This is a genomic window from Bradyrhizobium vignae (genome assembly GCF_004114425.1).
Taxonomy (GTDB): Bacteria; Pseudomonadota; Alphaproteobacteria; order Rhizobiales; family Xanthobacteraceae; genus Bradyrhizobium; species Bradyrhizobium vignae.
Genome location: NZ_RDQF01000016.1, coordinates 78,329 through 94,761 on the forward strand (window position 1 = coordinate 78,329; position 16,433 = coordinate 94,761).

15 protein-coding genes are annotated in these 16,433 nt (G+C 64.8%); 3 read left to right on the top strand and 12 right to left on the bottom strand.

The window, feature by feature from the left end:
• Positions 1-76: 76 nt before the first annotated feature.
• The 10 genes from EAV90_RS16185 to EAV90_RS16230 form a co-directional block, all read right to left on the bottom strand.
• Positions 77-1,078 (bottom strand): tripartite tricarboxylate transporter substrate-binding protein, encoded by a 1,002-nt coding sequence (locus EAV90_RS16185; RefSeq protein WP_129143980.1) that lies wholly within the window; start codon positions 1,076-1,078, stop codon positions 77-79.
• 100 nt (positions 1,079-1,178) lie between these two features.
• A complete protein-coding gene (locus EAV90_RS16190; RefSeq protein ID WP_129143981.1) occupies positions 1,179-3,509 on the bottom strand; it encodes a mechanosensitive ion channel family protein in 2,331 nt (776 codons plus the stop codon).
• An 810-nt stretch (positions 3,510-4,319) separates the two neighbouring features.
• Entirely contained in the window at positions 4,320-5,357 is a 1,038-nt protein-coding gene (locus EAV90_RS16195; protein WP_129143982.1) for a patatin-like phospholipase family protein, read from the bottom strand.
• Positions 5,354-6,283, bottom strand: coding sequence for a polyphosphate kinase 2 family protein (locus EAV90_RS16200; protein WP_129143983.1), 930 nt, complete (start codon positions 6,281-6,283; stop codon positions 5,354-5,356). The genes EAV90_RS16195 and EAV90_RS16200 overlap by 4 nt, the downstream gene beginning before the upstream one ends.
• Positions 6,243-7,262 carry a branched-chain amino acid ABC transporter permease gene (locus EAV90_RS16205; RefSeq protein WP_122402054.1) on the bottom strand — a complete coding sequence of 340 codons (1,020 nt, stop codon included), beginning with the start codon at positions 7,260-7,262 and terminating at the stop codon, positions 6,243-6,245. Before EAV90_RS16205 ends, EAV90_RS16200 begins: the two co-directional genes overlap by 41 nt.
• The gene (locus EAV90_RS16210; RefSeq protein ID WP_129143984.1) at positions 7,259-8,140 is read right to left on the bottom strand and encodes a branched-chain amino acid ABC transporter permease; all 882 of its coding nucleotides are present in this window, start codon (positions 8,138-8,140) and stop codon (positions 7,259-7,261) included. The genes EAV90_RS16205 and EAV90_RS16210 overlap by 4 nt, the downstream gene beginning before the upstream one ends.
• Positions 8,141-8,145: 5 nt before the next feature.
• A complete protein-coding gene (locus EAV90_RS16215; protein WP_122402053.1) occupies positions 8,146-8,850 on the bottom strand; it encodes an ABC transporter ATP-binding protein in 705 nt (234 codons plus the stop codon).
• A 3-nt stretch (positions 8,851-8,853) separates the two neighbouring features.
• Entirely contained in the window at positions 8,854-9,621 is a 768-nt protein-coding gene (locus EAV90_RS16220) for an ABC transporter ATP-binding protein (RefSeq protein ID WP_129143985.1), read from the bottom strand.
• Between the two features lie 161 nt (positions 9,622-9,782).
• The gene (locus EAV90_RS16225) at positions 9,783-10,487 is read right to left on the bottom strand and encodes an NUDIX hydrolase (RefSeq protein WP_122402051.1); all 705 of its coding nucleotides are present in this window, start codon (positions 10,485-10,487) and stop codon (positions 9,783-9,785) included.
• Between the two features lie 29 nt (positions 10,488-10,516).
• Positions 10,517-11,542 (bottom strand): ABC transporter substrate-binding protein, encoded by a 1,026-nt coding sequence (locus EAV90_RS16230; protein WP_164936964.1) that lies wholly within the window; start codon positions 11,540-11,542, stop codon positions 10,517-10,519.
• 138 nt (positions 11,543-11,680) lie between these two features.
• Between EAV90_RS16230 and EAV90_RS16235 the strand changes: the two genes are divergently transcribed.
• The gene (locus EAV90_RS16235; RefSeq protein ID WP_129143986.1) at positions 11,681-12,130 is read left to right on the top strand and encodes a cupin domain-containing protein; all 450 of its coding nucleotides are present in this window, start codon (positions 11,681-11,683) and stop codon (positions 12,128-12,130) included.
• A gap of 205 nt (positions 12,131-12,335) precedes the next feature.
• Here EAV90_RS16235 and EAV90_RS16240 read toward each other — a convergent pair whose 3' ends face one another.
• Positions 12,336-13,124, bottom strand: coding sequence for an ABC transporter permease (locus EAV90_RS16240; protein ID WP_122402048.1), 789 nt, complete (start codon positions 13,122-13,124; stop codon positions 12,336-12,338).
• Positions 13,124-13,942 carry an ABC transporter ATP-binding protein gene (locus EAV90_RS16245; protein WP_122402047.1) on the bottom strand — a complete coding sequence of 273 codons (819 nt, stop codon included), beginning with the start codon at positions 13,940-13,942 and terminating at the stop codon, positions 13,124-13,126. The genes EAV90_RS16240 and EAV90_RS16245 overlap by 1 nt, the downstream gene beginning before the upstream one ends.
• Before the next feature lie 145 nt (positions 13,943-14,087).
• Here EAV90_RS16245 and EAV90_RS16250 point away from each other — a divergent pair, with 145 nt between their 5' ends.
• Both EAV90_RS16250 and EAV90_RS16255 read left to right on the top strand, forming a co-directional pair.
• Positions 14,088-14,870: an ATP-binding cassette domain-containing protein gene (locus tag EAV90_RS16250; RefSeq protein ID WP_129143987.1), complete on the top strand. Its 783-nt coding sequence runs from the start codon at positions 14,088-14,090 to the stop codon at positions 14,868-14,870.
• Positions 14,867-16,426, top strand: coding sequence for a glycine betaine ABC transporter substrate-binding protein (locus EAV90_RS16255; protein WP_129143988.1), 1,560 nt, complete (start codon positions 14,867-14,869; stop codon positions 16,424-16,426). Before EAV90_RS16250 ends, EAV90_RS16255 begins: the two co-directional genes overlap by 4 nt.
• Positions 16,427-16,433 lie beyond the last annotated feature (7 nt).

Below are 16,433 nucleotides of genomic sequence, written 5' to 3' on the forward strand. Positions count from 1 at the left end.
GGCACCGATTGTGATCTCGCACCGCAGCGAGATTTTCGCGAACGCCTGGCAGGCGCGCGAGAAAAGGTTAACGGCGCTATTCCGGCGTGATATCGGCCGTCTTCACGATCGGCCACCATTTTGCAGTCTCGGCCTTCTGGAAAGCGGCGAGTGCTGCGGGGCTCTGCTGCTCCGGTGGCGGAATCTCCTGCCCCAGCTCGGCAAAGCGCTGCTTGACGGACGCATCGGCCAGCACGGCGATGATGGCCGCGTTGAGCTTCGTGACAATGTCCTTCGGTGTGTTCTTTGGTGCCCAGATGCCGTGCCAGTAGGAAATGTAGAGACCGGGCAGACCCGCCTCGTCGACGGTCGGCACGTCGGGCGCAGACGCAAGCCTTGTCGGCGACGTCACCGCGAACGCCTTGATCGCACCGCTCTTGACGTGCGGCAGCGAGTTCGACGCCTGGTCGAACATGAGGTCGATCTGCCCGGCCACGAGATCGATCATGGCGGGCCCTGCGCCGCGATAGGGCACGAACTGGAAGTCGGTGCCGGTCTTGTCCTTGAAGAAGACACCGGCGACGTGCGCGCCTGTGCCGGCCCCGGCCGTGCCGGCGGTGGCCTTGCCGGGGTTGGCCTTCAGCCACGCGATCAGCTCTTTCAGACTGTTTGTCTCCAGCGACTTGCGACCGACGATGAGCTGCGTCCCCATCGCGATCATTGCCACCGGCTCGAAATCGGCGACCACGTCATAGGGCAGCTTGAGGATCGCACCGTTCAGCACATGGGTACCCCAATGGCCGATCGTGATCGTGGTACCGTCGGGTGTCGCGCGCGCGACGCGGGCGCCGGCGATGCTGCCGGAAGCACCCGCCACGTTCTCGACAACCACCGTCGTGTGCAGTTCGCCCGCGATGCGCTCGGACAGGATCCGGGCCAGCGTATCGGTCGGGCCACCCGCCGCAAAGGGCACGACGAGGGTGACCGGGCGCGACGGAGACAATTGGGCGCCCGCCGACCCGGCGAACGCAGCAAATCCGACCAATACGCAAACGACCATCACATGGCCGCGCAATCCGGCCCAGAGTCCTCGGTTCATCCCGCCCACCCTTCTTTCTTCGCCCGCATGTCGTTCGCGGGCTGGGGCCAGAGTGAACGCGGCCGGATCGATAGAGGCAAGCCGGAAATTTTGGGATTGCTTATGCGGTCACTCGCCGCGGCGTCGGAGTGGCGGCGCTATCGGCCGGTGGCGCGATGTGCATCAGGATAGTCTGGGTGGCGGATGCGACCTCGATGCCGTTCTGCTGGAAGCGCAGCTTCATGCGCCGGTTGAACTCGCGCTGGACCGGCCAGCGCCCGGCCTCGGTGCAGCGGATCTGGCCGACGATCGACACCATCGCGCCGTCCACCTTGTCGACGCCCCACAGCTCGAGGTCGCCGCGGATCAATGCGCGGAATTCCGGTTCGCGGCGCATCTCGTCGACGATGTCCTTGAGGATCTGGCCGGCGCGGTCGGTGTCTTCCTTGTAGGCGACGTTGACGCTGACCGAGGCGTTGCCGGCGCCGCGGCTGGCATTGGTGATGGTCGTGACCGCGCTGAACGGCACGATGTGCACGGCGCCGTCGCCGGCGCGTAGGCGAATGGTGCGGATCGAGACGTTCTCCACCACGCCCGCGAGCCCTGACAAGCTGACATTGTCGCCGACCTGGACCGTGTTCTCCAGCAGCAGGAACAGGCCGGTGATGAGGTCCTGCACCAGCTTCTGCGAGCCGAAGCCGATCGCGATGCCGACAATGCCGGCGCCCGCGAGCAGCGGCGCGACATTGACGCCGATCTCGCTCAGCGCCGTGAGGCCGACGACGGTTGCGATCAGGCAGAGCAGCGCGGTGCGGAGCATCGGCTGGAAGGTGCGCAGGCGCGCCGCACGGGCATAATGCCCATCGCGTGACAGTGCATTGATCTGGCGGTCCAGCAACGCATTGCTGATTTCCCAGATGGCCGCAGCGATAAACACGGCGATGCCGATCGTCACCACGGCGGAGATCAGCCGGCCGCCGATCTGGCCGCCATAGAACCAGACGATGGCGTCCACACCCCAGACTTCGAGCACCGCCACGAAGCCGATGAAGGCGATCACGCTGGATACGATCCGGCGCAACAGCGGTAGATAGCGGTTGGCGCGGATCTCGAGGCCGGGAAAGCGCTGGAGGATTTCCGGCTTGATGCGGAAACCACGGTCGATCAGGCTCAGCGTCACCATGATGGCGACACGCGTGACCAGCGCCACCGCGATGGTGCCCACGAAATATTGCAGCAGCAGCGAATAACCGTTGCGGATGTTCAGCGCCCAGACGGCCCACAGCGCCAGATCAAGTGCGATGGCAAGATAATGCCAGCCGCCGGCGATGCGGTTACGCAAACGGGCTGCAATCCCCTGCCGCTCGGCCGGCGCGCGGATGGCGTCGGCGACCTGGCGGCGGCATTGCAGGATGATGACGACGATGAAGAGATGCACGACCAGCATCACCATGCGCAGCAGTGCGGCGTAGCCGGCGCGGTGCAGGCCGAGCAACAGCGCCACATTGGCAAAGGCGATGCCGGTGACGCCGACACCGACGATGCGGCGCGCCCAGATCTCGATATAGGCCGCAGTCTCGGCCCGCAGCGGAAACAGGCCGAACGGCCCCGCCAGCGCCCTGACCACGCAGATGAGCCCGCGCGAAAACGCATAGGCGTTGACGACCGCGAGGATCACGAGGCGAACGGTCGTGGGCTCGCCGATCACCGTCCCGAGCAGCGCCGTGGCGACACCAACGAAGACCACCACCGGCAGCAGTTCGAGCACAAGGCGCCCCAGCACGAAGGGCAGCCGTGACAGGACCTGCCAGACCCGCGCAAGACTGTGGCGGCGCTTGTTCAACTCGGGTGCAGGAGTGACATCGGCCACCGATGACGGCGGGTCGGCTACGGGCAGCACCTGTGCCGGCAGGTGCGCGGTTTGTGGCACGCGTCCTTCCAGGAACGCGACCGGACGGCGGATCAGGCGAAAGATCACCCACTCGGCAGCGAGGGCGCACCCGAGCACCAGCGCCAGCTTCCAGGCGATCTCGATCAGGAGGTGATAGGCCGCGGGATCGTTCGCGGTCCGCATGATCCAGTAATAGAACGCCGGAAAGTGCGTGAGCGTCCGTGCCATGCCGGCGATCTCGCTCGAGATCTCGCCGATCTCCTCCGACACCGTGAGCAAGAGCTGCGCACCGAGGCCGTCGGCCGAGAGCGGGATCGGCGATTTTTGCTCCGGCGCCGCCTGCTGCGGACCGGACGCGTTGGCGATCACGCGGAGCGTATCGATCATCTGCGCGCGCTTCTTGTCGTCCTGAAGGGTTTCCAGCGCGCGTTTCGCCTCGTCAGGCGACAGTGTGGCGGCGCTGTTTGCCGCGGGCGGAGGCGGCTCGGCGCGGGCACCGGAGAGAGATGGAATCGTGAGGAAGAGAGCGGCGAGGAGCGCCGCGGCCAGCTTATGCGACACGAGGATTCCCTGGAAAAAAATGAATGCACCGGCGGCGTCGGGACCGTCACCGCCGAAGCACATGCGTCATGTCGGATTGCCGTTATTCGCCCCGGCCCTGTGTCGGAAGTTGGCCTTTGAGGCGACATTCTCTTGGCATTTGCCGCAATGCAGGATCGGGAGCCGCGGCATCACCGACGTGCTGTGATGCGCCAAAGACCTCTTGCGCCAATGCGGAGCGACGGCGGGGAGAATGGGAACAGCGGATGTCAGAGAAACTCGTTGCGGCAGCCCGTCACGGCCATCCGACACGATCGATGTGATGTAATGCAAATTACAGCGCCGGGAAGGTAGGGGCCTTGCCTCACTGATGCGGCCCGCTAAACCTTGACCCGGCGTGCCGTTCGCGGTTTTCGCCGCTATGCGATAGTCCGAACGAGCTCCATCGCACTCAGCGGCTGGATTTGCGGAGGTGGCGTCATAGACCTCCCCTTGCTCATGAGGTGGACGTTGCGCGTCGCTTGTTTGCGACCGCCACGATGCTCGTCCTAGGACACAAAACTGTCAAGCAAGATCAACGATCTAGAGATCACATTTGAAGGCGCGAGTTCCCTGGAAGCAGCCCGCCGATGCAAAGCGCTTGCGCGCGGGTCGCAGCTGTCGAGGGGCAGCGGGCATGTTGACATCATGCCCCTGTTTTGCCCGACGAGTCAAATGAGTTTCGTAAAATCCGCAGCAACGATGACGGAGCTGCAAGCGGTTGATTCTGCTGCGCTCGGCTACTGTGCATGGGGTTGTTTTCGCGTTTTTGTGCATGGCCGGCTCAGCCGGCTAGAGAAACATGTCTGCCAGGTCGACGGTCGAGGACTTTCCGATCTGGTCGAAGTTCCGCGCCAGCCAGCTTCGCGCCGCCTCGCGGCCCTCATCGCGCAGGCGGCACAACAGGCTCCATTCGGGGTGGAACTGCGTGGCCGTGCCGAGCTGCGACATCAACTGGTCGTTGCCGATCCAATGCATGTACATGCGGCTATGCTTGTCGCTGTCGAGCTCGCCGTCGTCGATCAGCCGCGTGGCGAAGGCGACCGCGCGCATCTCGCGCATCAAGGACGAATTGAAGCTGATCTCGTTGATGCGGTGGAGGACATCGGCCGCACTGGTCGGCAGCTCGTTGCGCCTGATCGCCGTGACTTGCACGATGATGACGTCGTGACTGCCCTTGCGGTAGATCAGCGGATAGATCGCGGGATTGCCGAGATAGCCGCCGTCCCAATAATGCTCGCCGTCGACCTCGACGGCCTGGAAATAGGGCGGCAGGCAGGCCGAGGCGAGCACGGTTTCCGCCGTGAGAAGCGGGCTCTGGAACACCTTGATCTTGCCGGTGCGGACGTTGGTGGCGTTGAGAAACAGCTGCGGCGCCTCGGGCGAGGAATTGAGCCGGTCGAAATCGACCACGCGCTGCAGCAGCGCGCGGAGCGGATTGAAATGAAAGGGATTGAGCAGGTTCGGCGGCAGGGTGTGCGTCAGCGTGTGGATGACGGCGTGCACCGGATGATATTCCGGCGGCAGCTTCAGGGCCTGGATCCACTGGTTCAGCGGCGACATCAAATCGTACGCCATGTCCATGCGCGACACCTCGTACCAGAATGCGTGCAGGTTCTCCCGAGCACCCTCCGCGCCTCCGTTCGCCATGCCGGAGGCCATCGCCACCGCATTCATGGCACCGGCACTGGTGGCGCTGACCGCCTCGATCGCGAGCCTGCCGTCCTCGAGCACCTGGTCGAGCACGCCCCAGACGAAGGCGCCGTGCGCGCCGCCCCCCTGGAGCGCGAAGTTGACGGTCTTGCGATCGGCGATCTCCTTGGCTGTCACTTTGCCTGCTTCTTGCCTCCCGTCCCCTCTTTCTCCAGTGCCTTGCGCACTTGCTCGAATTCCTCCAGCGAGGCCTTGTCGGCGCGGGGGAAGCGCAGGTCGAGCTTTTCGAGCGCTGCATTGATCACCGAGCCGATCACGACGCGGGCGAACCATTTGTGATCGGCGGGCACGACGTACCACGGCGCATGAGGCGTTGCCGTGTGGCGGACGATGTCCTGGTAGACCGCCTGGTAGCGCGGCCACAGCGCGCGCTCCTTGATGTCGTCCATGGAGAACTTCCACTGCTTGGCCGGCTCCTCCAACCGGTCGAGGAAGCGCTGGCGCTGCTCCTCCTTGGAGACGTTGAGGAAGAACTTCAGCACCAGGGTTCCGTTGCGGCAGAGATAGCGTTCGAAGGCGGAGATGTCCTCGAACCGCTCCTTCCATATGTGCTTGGTGACGAGCTTTGGCGGCAGCTTCTCCTTGGCGAGGATTTCCGGATGCACGCGCGTCACCAGGCATTCTTCGTAATGCGAGCGGTTGAAGATGCCGATATGGCCGCGCTCCGGCAGCGCGACCACGTGGCGCCAGAGGAAGTCGTGGTCGAGCTCCTTGCTGCTTGGCGCCTTGAAGGCCGTGACTTCGCAGCCCTGCGGATTGATGCCCTCGAAGATCGCCTTGATCGCACTGTCCTTGCCGCCGGCGTCCATTGCCTGGAGCACGATCAGCACGGACCAGCGGTCCTGGGCGTAGAGCTTCTCCTGAAACCCGACGAGGCGCTTCTTGTTGGCGTCGAGAAGCGCCTGCGCTTTCTCCTTGTCGAGGTCGCCCTTCTCGTCGGTCTTATGGTCCTTGAGATGAAACTTGCCCGAGCCATCGTAACGGAATGGCGTGATGTAGCGGTCAAGCTCCTGGGCGAGCGATCTGGACGGCTTCTTGCTCATGAGCGCGGGGCACCTTGCGTTGCGGCTTCAGTCGGTCGAGGACGCTACCAAGGATGCCCTTGGGAAGGAATATGATGAAAACCACGAGCAGCACGCCGTAGACGAGGTTGTCCCAGCCGACCGCCTTGGTGCCGAAGCCGATGCGCAAGCTCTCGGCCAGCAAAATGGTGATGATGGCGCCAAAGGTCGGGCCGAGCGAAACGAACAGGCCGCCCACGATGGCCGCGAACACCATCTGCAGCGAAACCGCGATGCCGCTGACGGTGTCGGGTGTGATGAACATCTGATACTGGCAGTAGATCGCGCCGGCCAGTGCCGTCATCAGCGCGCTGAGCAGCGTGATCTTCAGCTTCTCGGCGGTGACGTTGACGCCGGCCGCAGCCGCGGCGTCCTCGTCCTCCGAGATCGCCTCCAGCGCATAGCGCGCCATGCTGCGGTCGACCCAGTGCCAGACCACGATACCGAACAGCCAGACCGCAAGCGCGATCAGATACCAGGTGGTTTTGTCGTCGAACTGCAGCGCCAGGAGCTTGTTGCCGGACGCGCGGTTCGGGGTATAGCCGAGCGAGCCGCCGGTGTAGTCGCGCGTCGCGGTGATGACCTGGAGCACGATGCCCGACAGCGCCAGCGTCACCAGCACGAAATAATGCCCGGTGATGCGGAAGCGGAAGCAGGGATAGCCGACGATCAGCGCCAGCGCACCGGCCGCGATCATGCTGACGGGAATGCCGATCCAGGGCGACAGGCCCAGGTGATTCCACAAGAGCGCGGTGACGTAAGCACCGATGCCCATGAAGCCGCCATGCCCGAGCGAGACCAGTCCGAACCGCCCCATCATCGACCAGGAGGTATAGGCGAACGACCAGATCAGGATCAGCACGAGGATGTGCAGATGATAGGGATCGCGATAGACGAAAGGCAGCGCGACCAGCACCGCCAGCCCCACGCCCCATGCTGCAAGCCGCCCCTGCCCCTTCATCGCCGCCTCGCCAGCAGGCCCGCGGGCCGGATGAACATCATGACGATGAAAAAGGCGAAGGCGAGCACATAGCCCCATTCGAGGTCGGAGAACAGGCCGCCAAGCGAGATGATCTCCGCGAACAGGAAGGAGGCGATAAAGCCGCCGATGAAATTGCCGAGGCCCCCGAGCACGCAGATCAGGAAGGTGATCGGCCCGAAGGAGAGGCCGACGAACGGATGCACGTCATATTGCAGCACCAGGAGGCAGGCCGCGAGCCCGGCCAGCGCACCGCCGAGCGCGGACGTGATGAGATAGATCCGCTTCGTATCGACGCCCATCAGCGCCATGATCTGACGGTCCTGCGCGATGGCGCGGATCGCGGTGCCGGTGAAGGTGCGCGTCATGAACAGATAGACCGCGACCATGCCGACCAGTGCCGCCAGGAAGGACAAAAGCCGCGCGTAGCTGAAATTCATGTCGCCGAAGGCGAGCACCGGCAGGCGGATGCCGAGATTGCGGAAGTCGATGCCGAAGGCGACAGTGGCAAAGCTCTGCAGCACGAACAGCACGCCGCCGGTCGCGAGCAGCTGATTGATCGGCGGCGCGGTCAACAGCGGCGCGATCACGAGGTAATGCAAGAGGGCGCCGAGCGCCGCCACCAGCAGGATGGTGAATGGCGCAGCGATGAAATAGCCGACGCCGTAATACTGCACCATGAAATACATGGCGTACATGCCGATCATCACGAGCTCGGCGTAACAGATCCAGGTCACGTCGATGACGCCGAAGATCAGGTTGAGGCCGAGCGCGAGCAGCGCCAGCACGCCGCCGAGCAGGATGCCGTTGATGACGGCCTCCAGCAGATAGATGTCGAAAATGTCCAGGAACGCCTGCATGCCCATCACACCCCGAGATAAGCTTCCTTGACCGTGTCGCTTGCCAGCATCTCGGACGAGGTGCCGGAGGCGCGGATCGTGCCCGCTTCGATCAGGTAGGCACGGTCGACCACTTTCAGGACCTGCTGCACGTTCTGCTCGACGATCAGCACCGTCAGCCCGCTGGCGCGAATCCGCTTCACCAGCTCGAACACCTGCTGCACCACGACCGGCGCGAGCCCCGCCGAGGGTTCGTCGAGCAGCAGCAGCTTCGGGCTGGACATCAGGGCGCGGCCGATCGCGCACATCTGCTGCTCGCCGCCGGACATGGTGCCGGCCATCTGATGCCGCCGCTCCTTCAGGCGCGGGAACAGGTCGAACACGACGTCCAGCCGTTCGGCATAGTGTCCGCGCGCCTCCTTCATGAACGCGCCCATCTTGAGATTGTCGTCGACCGTGAGCTGCGGAAACAGCCGCCGGTTCTCCGGCACATGCGCAATGCCGAGGCTGACGATCTTGTGCGCCGGCGTCGCCACGACATCGACGCCTTCCATCTTGATCGATCCGCGCGAGGGACGGATCAGGCCGGAAATGACGCGCATCAAGGTGGTCTTGCCGGCGCCGTTGGGACCGATGACGCCGACGGCCTCGCCGGCCTTGACGTCGAGATTGACGTCGAACAGCGCCTGGAACGTGCCATAGCCGGCATTGACGCCGCGGAGCTCCAGCATGGGCTAACCTCCCGCCCGGCGGCGCGCTTCGGCGGCCGCGGCCTGCGTGGTCTCTGCATCGGTGCCGAGATAGACTTCGATGACGCGCGGATCGCCGGCGACCGCGCTCGGCAGCCCTTCCGAGATCTTCTCGCCGTGATCGAGCACCATGACGCGATCGACGACGCGCATCAGCACGCCCATGATGTGCTCGACCCAGATGATGGTGATGCTGAGCTCGTCGCGGATATTGCGCAGCATGTCGGCCGCCTGGTCCATCTCGGCCTCGTCGAGACCGCCGAGGCTCTCGTCGGCGAGCAGCAGCTTCGGCGAAGTGGCAAGGGCCTTCGCCAGCTCGAGCTTCTTCAGGCCGGCCGCCCCCAGGCCGTCGACGCTGGCGTGGCGATCGGTCGGCAGGCCCACCATCGCCAGCGACCGCTCGGCTGCCTCCTCGGCCTTGATGCGACTGTGGCGGCCCTGGCCGTAGAATCCGGCGAGCGCGACGTTCTCGAAGATGGTCAGGCGGCGGAAGGGTCGCGGAATCTGGAAGGTGCGGCCGATGCCGCGGTTGATGATCCGGTGCGGCGCAAGGCCTGCGATCTCGTGCCCGGCAAACAGGATCGATCCGGAGGTCGGCGCCAGCGTGCCGGAGAGCATGTTGAAGATCGTGCTCTTGCCCGAGCCGTTGGGCCCGATCAGGCCGAGGATCTCGCCCTGGTCGACCCTGAACGAGACGTTGTTCACGGCGGTGAAGCCGCCGAACCGCTTCACCAATCCGTTCACCTCCAGCACCGCCGTTCTCCGCCGCTACTGGTTGCTGTCGGTGGTGCCCTTCGGCAGTGGCAGCACGGCCTCGCGCATCAAAACCTCCCGGACGATTGTGCGTTGCATTCTTGTCGTTCTTGTTTTCGCCCATCACACGGGCTGCGCGAAGCGATGTCAAGCCTCGCGCGTCAGCGAGAGGCGAACTGCTGCGCAATAAAGGCCGTGACAAATCGCGGCATGGTCGGCGTAAGATCGCTCATCCCGCGCACGAGATGAATGGCCGACAACTCGGGCTCGGCCTCGCGCGCGAGATTGGCTTCGATCCGGGCGCGGGCTTCATCGCCCGGCATGTCCAGATTGAGGACCTGAATCATCGCAATCGCACGACCGGAGACGACGCAATGCCAGTCGGCTTCCGGCGCGTAATCGTCGGCGGTGAGCCCGGTCTCCTCCGCGATCTCGCGGACCACGCTGCCGGGAAGGTCGAGGGCGCCGTCCCTGATGTCGTCAAGGTCGGGCGTGCCCGAAGGGAAATAGATGCGGCCCGCATTGGCCGTGTGCTGCGCCATCTCGCCCATCACGAAGGCGCCATCGGAGGTGCGCAGCGCGCCCATGCCGAAACCGTTGAATACGGCAGGATCAGGAAAACCCCAGTCGCGCCAGGCGAGGAAGCTGGCGAAATCGGTTTCGAAATAGGTCGCAGCGAGATGGCCGTCCGTGAACGCGGCATCGCGCCCGAGCAGGACGCGACCGTTCCAGATCTTCGGCCGCTCGCGCTGCTTCTCGGCAAAATGCGCCGCGATCTCGGCGCGGCGCTCCTCGGCGAACGGCCACACGATCGGCCGCACGGCAAGATCAAGCGTCGTGACGCGATGAATGACAAGTGACGTCATGACGCCTGGTTACTACGCCTTCGCGTCAGCTATTTGGCGCTCCCCGTCGTCTTCTTGGCCTGGTCGACGAATTTGTTGGTGAAGGTCTTGCTGACGTCGATCTTGGCGTTCGCGACCTCGGGCGAACCGACGCTGAACACGGCGAGCACGGCATCGGCGCCCTTGGGGTCCATCTTGCCGGTTTCGGAGTACATCGGGATCGTGTTCTTCAGCGCGGCAAGATAGAGATCCTTGTTCTTGCCGACCGTCTCCTCCGGCATCTTCGCCATGATCTCCTCGGGCGAATGCGAATGGATCCAGGCGAGCGTGGCGAGGATCGCATTGGTGAGCGCCTGCGTTTCCTTCTCGTGGCCGTTGACCCAGGCTGCCGTCGAGTAAAGCGCGCCGCCCGGATATTCGCCGCCGAACGTCTCGAGTGTATCCTTCTGGGTGCGGGTATCCGAGAGGATGCGCAGATCCTTGTGGCTGCCCTGAAGCACGGTCACCGAAGGATCGAGCATCACGGCAGCATCGATCTGCCCCTGCTCCATGGCGGCGACCGCGGTGGCGCCGAGGCCGACGCCGATCACGGCGGCGCTGGTGGGATCAAGCCCGTTTTTCTTGAGCATATATTTGAGGAAGAAGTCGGTGGAGGAGCCGGGCGCACTCACACCCACCTTCTTGCCGGCAAGGTCCTTGACCGACTTGATGTCATTGGTGCGCGAGGGCGCGACGACCAGCACGAGGCCGGGATAGCGGTCATAGACCACGAAGGACTGCAGCTCCTGCTTCTTGGCCGCGAGATTGACGCAATGGTCGAAATAGCCGGAGACGACGTCGGCACTGCCGCCGAGCACGGCTTTCAGCGCATCCGAGCCGCCCTTGAGGTCGACCAGCTCGACATTGAGGCCGGCCTTCTCATATTCGCCAAGTTGCTTGGCCAGCACTGTCGGCAGATAGCACAGGCAGGAGCCGCCGCCGACCGCGATGGTGACCTTGCTTTGCGCCGCGGCAAATCCGGTGGTGACCGTCAGCGCAAGCAGCGCGCCGGCGAGCCTGGCAATCGTGTTCTTCATTGGTTTCCTCCGTTCGGCCGGCGGCACCATAGAGCAGCGGGGCGGGCTTGAGAAGCACTGCCGAAGTGGGCTGGCCATCGGTCTTTCGGCGCAATAGCATGCGCAGACAATAACAATTCCTAATGGGAAGGATCGTCCATGAATCGCCTTACAGCCAGCCTGTCGATCGCCGCCGCCTTTGCCGCCGGATGCGGCGCAACTTACCTGCTCGGGCCGGCACTCGCCGCCGAGAGCATCACCGCGCAGATCATTCATACCGGCGAGATGGAAGGCGACGCGCTAGGCCCCGCCAACAAGGTTGGCTACCGCTCGAAGACGTTCATGACCGCCGACGGCGCCACTGTGTCAATCCAGGTCGGCAATGTGCCCAAGCACCTGCATTCCAACACCAACGAGATCCAGTACATCCTGGACGGGACCGGGACGATCTGGCTCGGCGACAAGGAGGTCACGGTGAAGCCAGGCGATCTCGTCATCATTCCGAAGGGCACGCCGCATGGCGGCACCAAGCCGATCAGCGGCCAGGTCAAGGCCATCGCGATCAAGACGCCGCCGCAGGCCCCCGATGACATCAAGCTGCTGGATTGATGGCTCTGCGCTCCCTCCCCCGCCTGCCAAGCGGGAGAGGGTTGGGGAGAGGGTGTCCCCGCGATGGGAGAATCGCCCGAAGGAGAAAACCCTCACCCGACGCTACGCCATAGCCGAGGCTTTGCCTCGGCGTGTTTTGAGATGACGGCCGCCAGAGGCGGCCTACGCCTCTCCCGCAAGCAAGCGGGAGAGGTGAACTTGGGCCCTACCCCCGCCCGTCCGACGCCATCGGCCGCCACACCAGCAGCCGCCGCTCCACCAGCGTCACGCCGAAGTCGATCAGGATGACGAAGGCCGACAGCACGAACATGCCGGCGAACACACCGGCAACGTCGAACACGCCTTCGGCCTGCTGAATGAGATAACCGAGGCCCGCCGCCGATCCCAGATATTCCCCGACGACCGCGCCGACCACGGCGAAGCCGACTGAGGTGTGCAGCGAGGAGAACATCCACGACAGGGCCGACGGCCAATAGACGTGCTGCATCAACTGCCGCTCGCTCATGCCGAGCATTCGGCCGTTGTCGAGCACGGTGCGGCTGACCTCCTTGACGCCCTGATAGACGTTGAAGAACACGATGAAGAACACCAGCGTGACGCCTAGCGCGACCTTCGACCAGATGCCGAGGCCGAGCCACAGCGCGAAGATCGGTGCCAGCACGACGCGCGGCAGCGCATTGACCATCTTGACGTAGGGGTCGAACACCGCGGCGACCAGCGGTTGGCGCGCGAACCAGAAGCCGACCAGCACGCCGCCGAGGGATCCGATCACGAAAGCCAGGATCGATTCCGCCAGTGTGATGCCGAGATGCTTCCAGATGACGCCGGAGGCGAACCATTTCACGATCTGGCTGAACACGTCGAAAGGGTTGGAGAAGAAGAACGGCGGCAGCAGGATCTTGCCGAACACGGGGATGGTCGACAGCACCTGCCACAGCACGATGCAGACGACCGCGACCAGGACCTGCAGCGCAAACAGCGTCGGGCGCGACATCAGACCGCCTCCACTGCCTGAGTGGATTGCACGTATCCCTTCATCACCTCGTCCTTCAGCACGCTCCAGATCTCGCGATGGAGCGCATGGAACTCCTTGTCGAGGCGCACCTCGAAGATGTCGCGCGGGCGCGGCAAGCTGACGCGCCAGTCGCCGATGATGCGCGAGGACGGCCCCGCGGACATGATCACCACGCGGTCGGCGAGCGCGATCGCCTCTTCCAGATCGTGCGTCACGAACAGCACGGCCTTGCGGTCGGCATTCCAGAGATCAAGCAGCAGATTGCCCATGACCTGGCGCGTCTGCGCGTCCAGCGGCCCGAACGGCTCGTCCATGAGGAGGATTTTCGGATCGCGGATCAGCACCTGCGCTAGCGCCACGCGCTTACGCTGGCCGCCGGAGAGCATGTGCGGATAGCGGCTGGCAAACGCGCCGAGACCGACGGAGGTCAGCCATTTCTGCGCCCGCGGCAGCGCCTCTGCGCGCGCCGTGCCCTTGATCTCGAGCCCGATCGCGACATTGTCGAGCGCGGTCTTCCAAGGGAACAGCGCGTCGGCCTGGAACAGGTAGCCGGCATCCTGGTTCAGTCCCGTCAGCTGCCGGTCGAATATCCTGACGCTGCCCGCCGCCGGCTTGAGCAGGCCGGCCGCGACATTGAGCAGCGTCGATTTCCCACAGCCGGTCGGGCCGACGATGGCGACGAACTCGCCCTGCGCGACCGCGAGATGCGCCTTCTCCACCGCCGTATAGACCCGGCCGTCCCCCAGCCGGAACGCGACCTTGGCATCTTCCAGCGCCACTGCCGTGGGCGTCGTCATGTGCTTCCTCCGAACTCAGGCCGATGCCTTAGCCGCTCGCGCGGCCAAGTTCAATCAAGGCGCCAAGCGTGCTACGCATGGGGACTTGCCGTGCTCTTACCCTCCCCTGGAGGGGCAGGGTAAGAGAAAAGCGAGCCCATCCGCGATGCCTTCCAAGCTGGCGATCAGCTACCAAGAGGTCACCAAGAGATTCGGCTTCCTCGCAGCCGTCGACGATGTGTCGCTCGACATTGCCGAGGGCGAGTTTCTGGCCATCGTGGGCGGGTCCGGCTCAGGCAAGACCACGCTGCTGCGGCTCACCAACCGGCTGATCGAGGCCGATGGCGGCACGGTCATGGTTGAGGGGGAAGACGTGCGGAGCGTCGATCCGGTCGCGCTGCGGCGCCGGATCGGCTACGTCTTCCAGAGCGGCGGGCTGTTTCCTCACTTAAGCGTCGCCGACAATATCGGGATCACGCCAAAGCTGCTGGGCGAGCCGGCAGTGGCGATCGCGGGGCGCATCGACGAACTGCTGGAGCTCGTGCAGCTCGACGGCGCATCGCATCGCGACCGTCTGCCAGAGGCACTCTCCGGCGGCCAGCGCCAGCGTGTCGGCGTGGCGCGGGCGCTCGCCGCAAAGCCCCGCATCGTGCTGATGGACGAGCCGTTTGGCGCACTCGATCCCCTCACCCGCGATGCGCTAGGCGAGGACTATCGCGCGCTACACCGCAAGCTCGGCCTGACCACCGTGATGATCACGCATGACATGACCGAGGCGATCCTGCTCGCCGACCGCATCGCAGTGATGCGCGGCGGACGATTGCTCGCGCAGGGTACGCCCGCGGAGCTCTCGAGCAGCAGCGACGACTACGTGCTGGAGCTGTTGAGCACGCCGCGGCGCCAGGTCGGGCGGCTGAATGTGCTGCTGCCGCAGAGCGGTGCGGCATGAGCCTCTTCACCGATCCGCGTTGGGGCGAGGCGCTGGGGCATCTGCCCGATTATCTCGGCAACCATGTGCGGGTAAGCCTCGCCGCGCTCGCACTTGGCCTCGCCGTCAGCCTGCCGTTGGCGATCCTGACCCGCAACCGTCCGGCGCCGCGCGGCATCCTGCTCGCGTTCGCCAGCATCGTGCAGACGGTACCGGGGCTGGCGCTGCTTGCGCTGTTCTATCCGCTGCTGCTGCTGGCTGCTTCCGTCACGCTGGCCTGGTTCGGCGTTTCCTTCTCCGCGTTCGGCTTCCTGCCGGCGATGCTGGCGCTGGCGCTCTATTCGATGCTGCCGGTCCTGCGCAACGGCATCACGGGCCTCAACGGCATCGATCCCGCGCTAATCGAAGCCGCAAAGGGTGTCGGCATGACGGCACGGCAATCGCTGCTCATCGTCGAGCTGCCGCTGGCGCTGCCGGTGATGATGGCGGGCATCCGCACCGCCGCTGTGTGGGTGATCGGCACAGCCACGCTGTCCACGCCGATCGGGCAGACCAGCCTCGGCAATTACATCTTTGCCGGGCTCCAGACCCAGAACTGGGTGTTCGTGCTGTTCGGCTGCCTGGCCTCGGCGCTGCTCGCGCTCGCCGTCGATCAGTTGCTTGGCCTGATCGAGAACGGCTTGCGCCACCGCAGCCCCTTGCGCAGCGGTCTCGGCGCGATCGGAATCGCGGCGCTGGTCGCCGCAACGCTGGTGCCGACCATGGGACGCCCGTCGTCAGGCTATGTGGTCGGCGCAAAAACCTTCGCCGAGCAATATGTGCTGTCGGCGCTGATGAGGGACCGCCTCCAGGCGGCAGGCCTCTCGGCCACCGCGCGGTCGGGCCTCGGCTCGAGCGTGATCTTCCAGGCGCTGAAGGCGGGCGACATCGATCTCTATGTCGACTATTCCGGCACGCTCTGGGCCAACCAGCTCCACCGCACCGACATCAAGCCGCGCGCCGAGCTGGTCGCCGAGCTGAAGACGGCGCTCGCGAAGGACAACATCACGCTGCTCGGTGAGCTCGGCTTCGAGAACGCTTATGCGCTGGTGATGCCGAGACGGCGCGCCGAGGCGCTCGGCATCCGCACCATTGCCGACCTCAGCGGACATGCCTCGACACTGTCGATTGCCGGCGACTACGAATTCTTCTCCCGCCCCGAATGGGCGGCGCTGCAAAAGGCCTATGGACTCCCGTTCCGCGCCCAGCGCCAGATGCAGCCGGATTTCATGTATGCGGCCGTCGCCAGCGGCGAGGTCGACGTCATCGCCGGCTACACCAGCGACGGTTTGATCGCGAAATACGACCTCGTCACGCTCGACGATCCCCGCCACGCGATTCCGCCCTACGACGCGATCCTGCTGCTGGCGCCGAAACGCGCCGGCGACGAACGGCTCAAGGCTGCGCTGCAGCCGCTGCTCGGCAAGATCGACATCGCCATCATGCGCGAGGCGAACTTGCGCGCCAGCGGCAATGATGCGAACTCCTCGCCCGATGCGGTCGCCCGATGGCTGTGGGAGCAGATCGCGCGACGCTAGGGCAGAA

Excerpts from the sequence above, each read along its gene's own strand:
- EAV90_RS16205 (WP_122402054.1), bottom strand. The coding sequence starts at position 7,262 with ATGAAGGGGCAGGGGCGGCTTGCAGCATGGGGCGTGGGGCTGGCGGTG.
- EAV90_RS16210 (WP_129143984.1), bottom strand. The coding sequence starts at position 8,140 with ATGCAGGCGTTCCTGGACATTTTCGACATCTATCTGCTGGAGGCCGTC.
- EAV90_RS16240 (WP_122402048.1), bottom strand. The coding sequence starts at position 13,124 with ATGTCGCGCCCGACGCTGTTTGCGCTGCAGGTCCTGGTCGCGGTCGTC.
- EAV90_RS16225 (WP_122402051.1), bottom strand. The coding sequence starts at position 10,487 with ATGACGTCACTTGTCATTCATCGCGTCACGACGCTTGATCTTGCCGTG.
- EAV90_RS16230 (WP_164936964.1), bottom strand. The coding sequence starts at position 11,542 with ATGAAGAACACGATTGCCAGGCTCGCCGGCGCGCTGCTTGCGCTGACG.
- EAV90_RS16215 (WP_122402053.1), bottom strand. The coding sequence starts at position 8,850 with ATGCTGGAGCTCCGCGGCGTCAATGCCGGCTATGGCACGTTCCAGGCG.
- EAV90_RS16185 (WP_129143980.1), bottom strand. The coding sequence starts at position 1,078 with ATGAACCGAGGACTCTGGGCCGGATTGCGCGGCCATGTGATGGTCGTT.
- EAV90_RS16245 (WP_122402047.1), bottom strand. The coding sequence starts at position 13,942 with ATGACGACGCCCACGGCAGTGGCGCTGGAAGATGCCAAGGTCGCGTTC.
- EAV90_RS16235 (WP_129143986.1), top strand. The coding sequence starts at position 11,681 with ATGAATCGCCTTACAGCCAGCCTGTCGATCGCCGCCGCCTTTGCCGCC.
- EAV90_RS16250 (WP_129143987.1), top strand. The coding sequence starts at position 14,088 with ATGCCTTCCAAGCTGGCGATCAGCTACCAAGAGGTCACCAAGAGATTC.
- EAV90_RS16255 (WP_129143988.1), top strand. The coding sequence starts at position 14,867 with ATGAGCCTCTTCACCGATCCGCGTTGGGGCGAGGCGCTGGGGCATCTG.
- EAV90_RS16200 (WP_129143983.1), bottom strand. The coding sequence starts at position 6,283 with ATGAGCAAGAAGCCGTCCAGATCGCTCGCCCAGGAGCTTGACCGCTAC.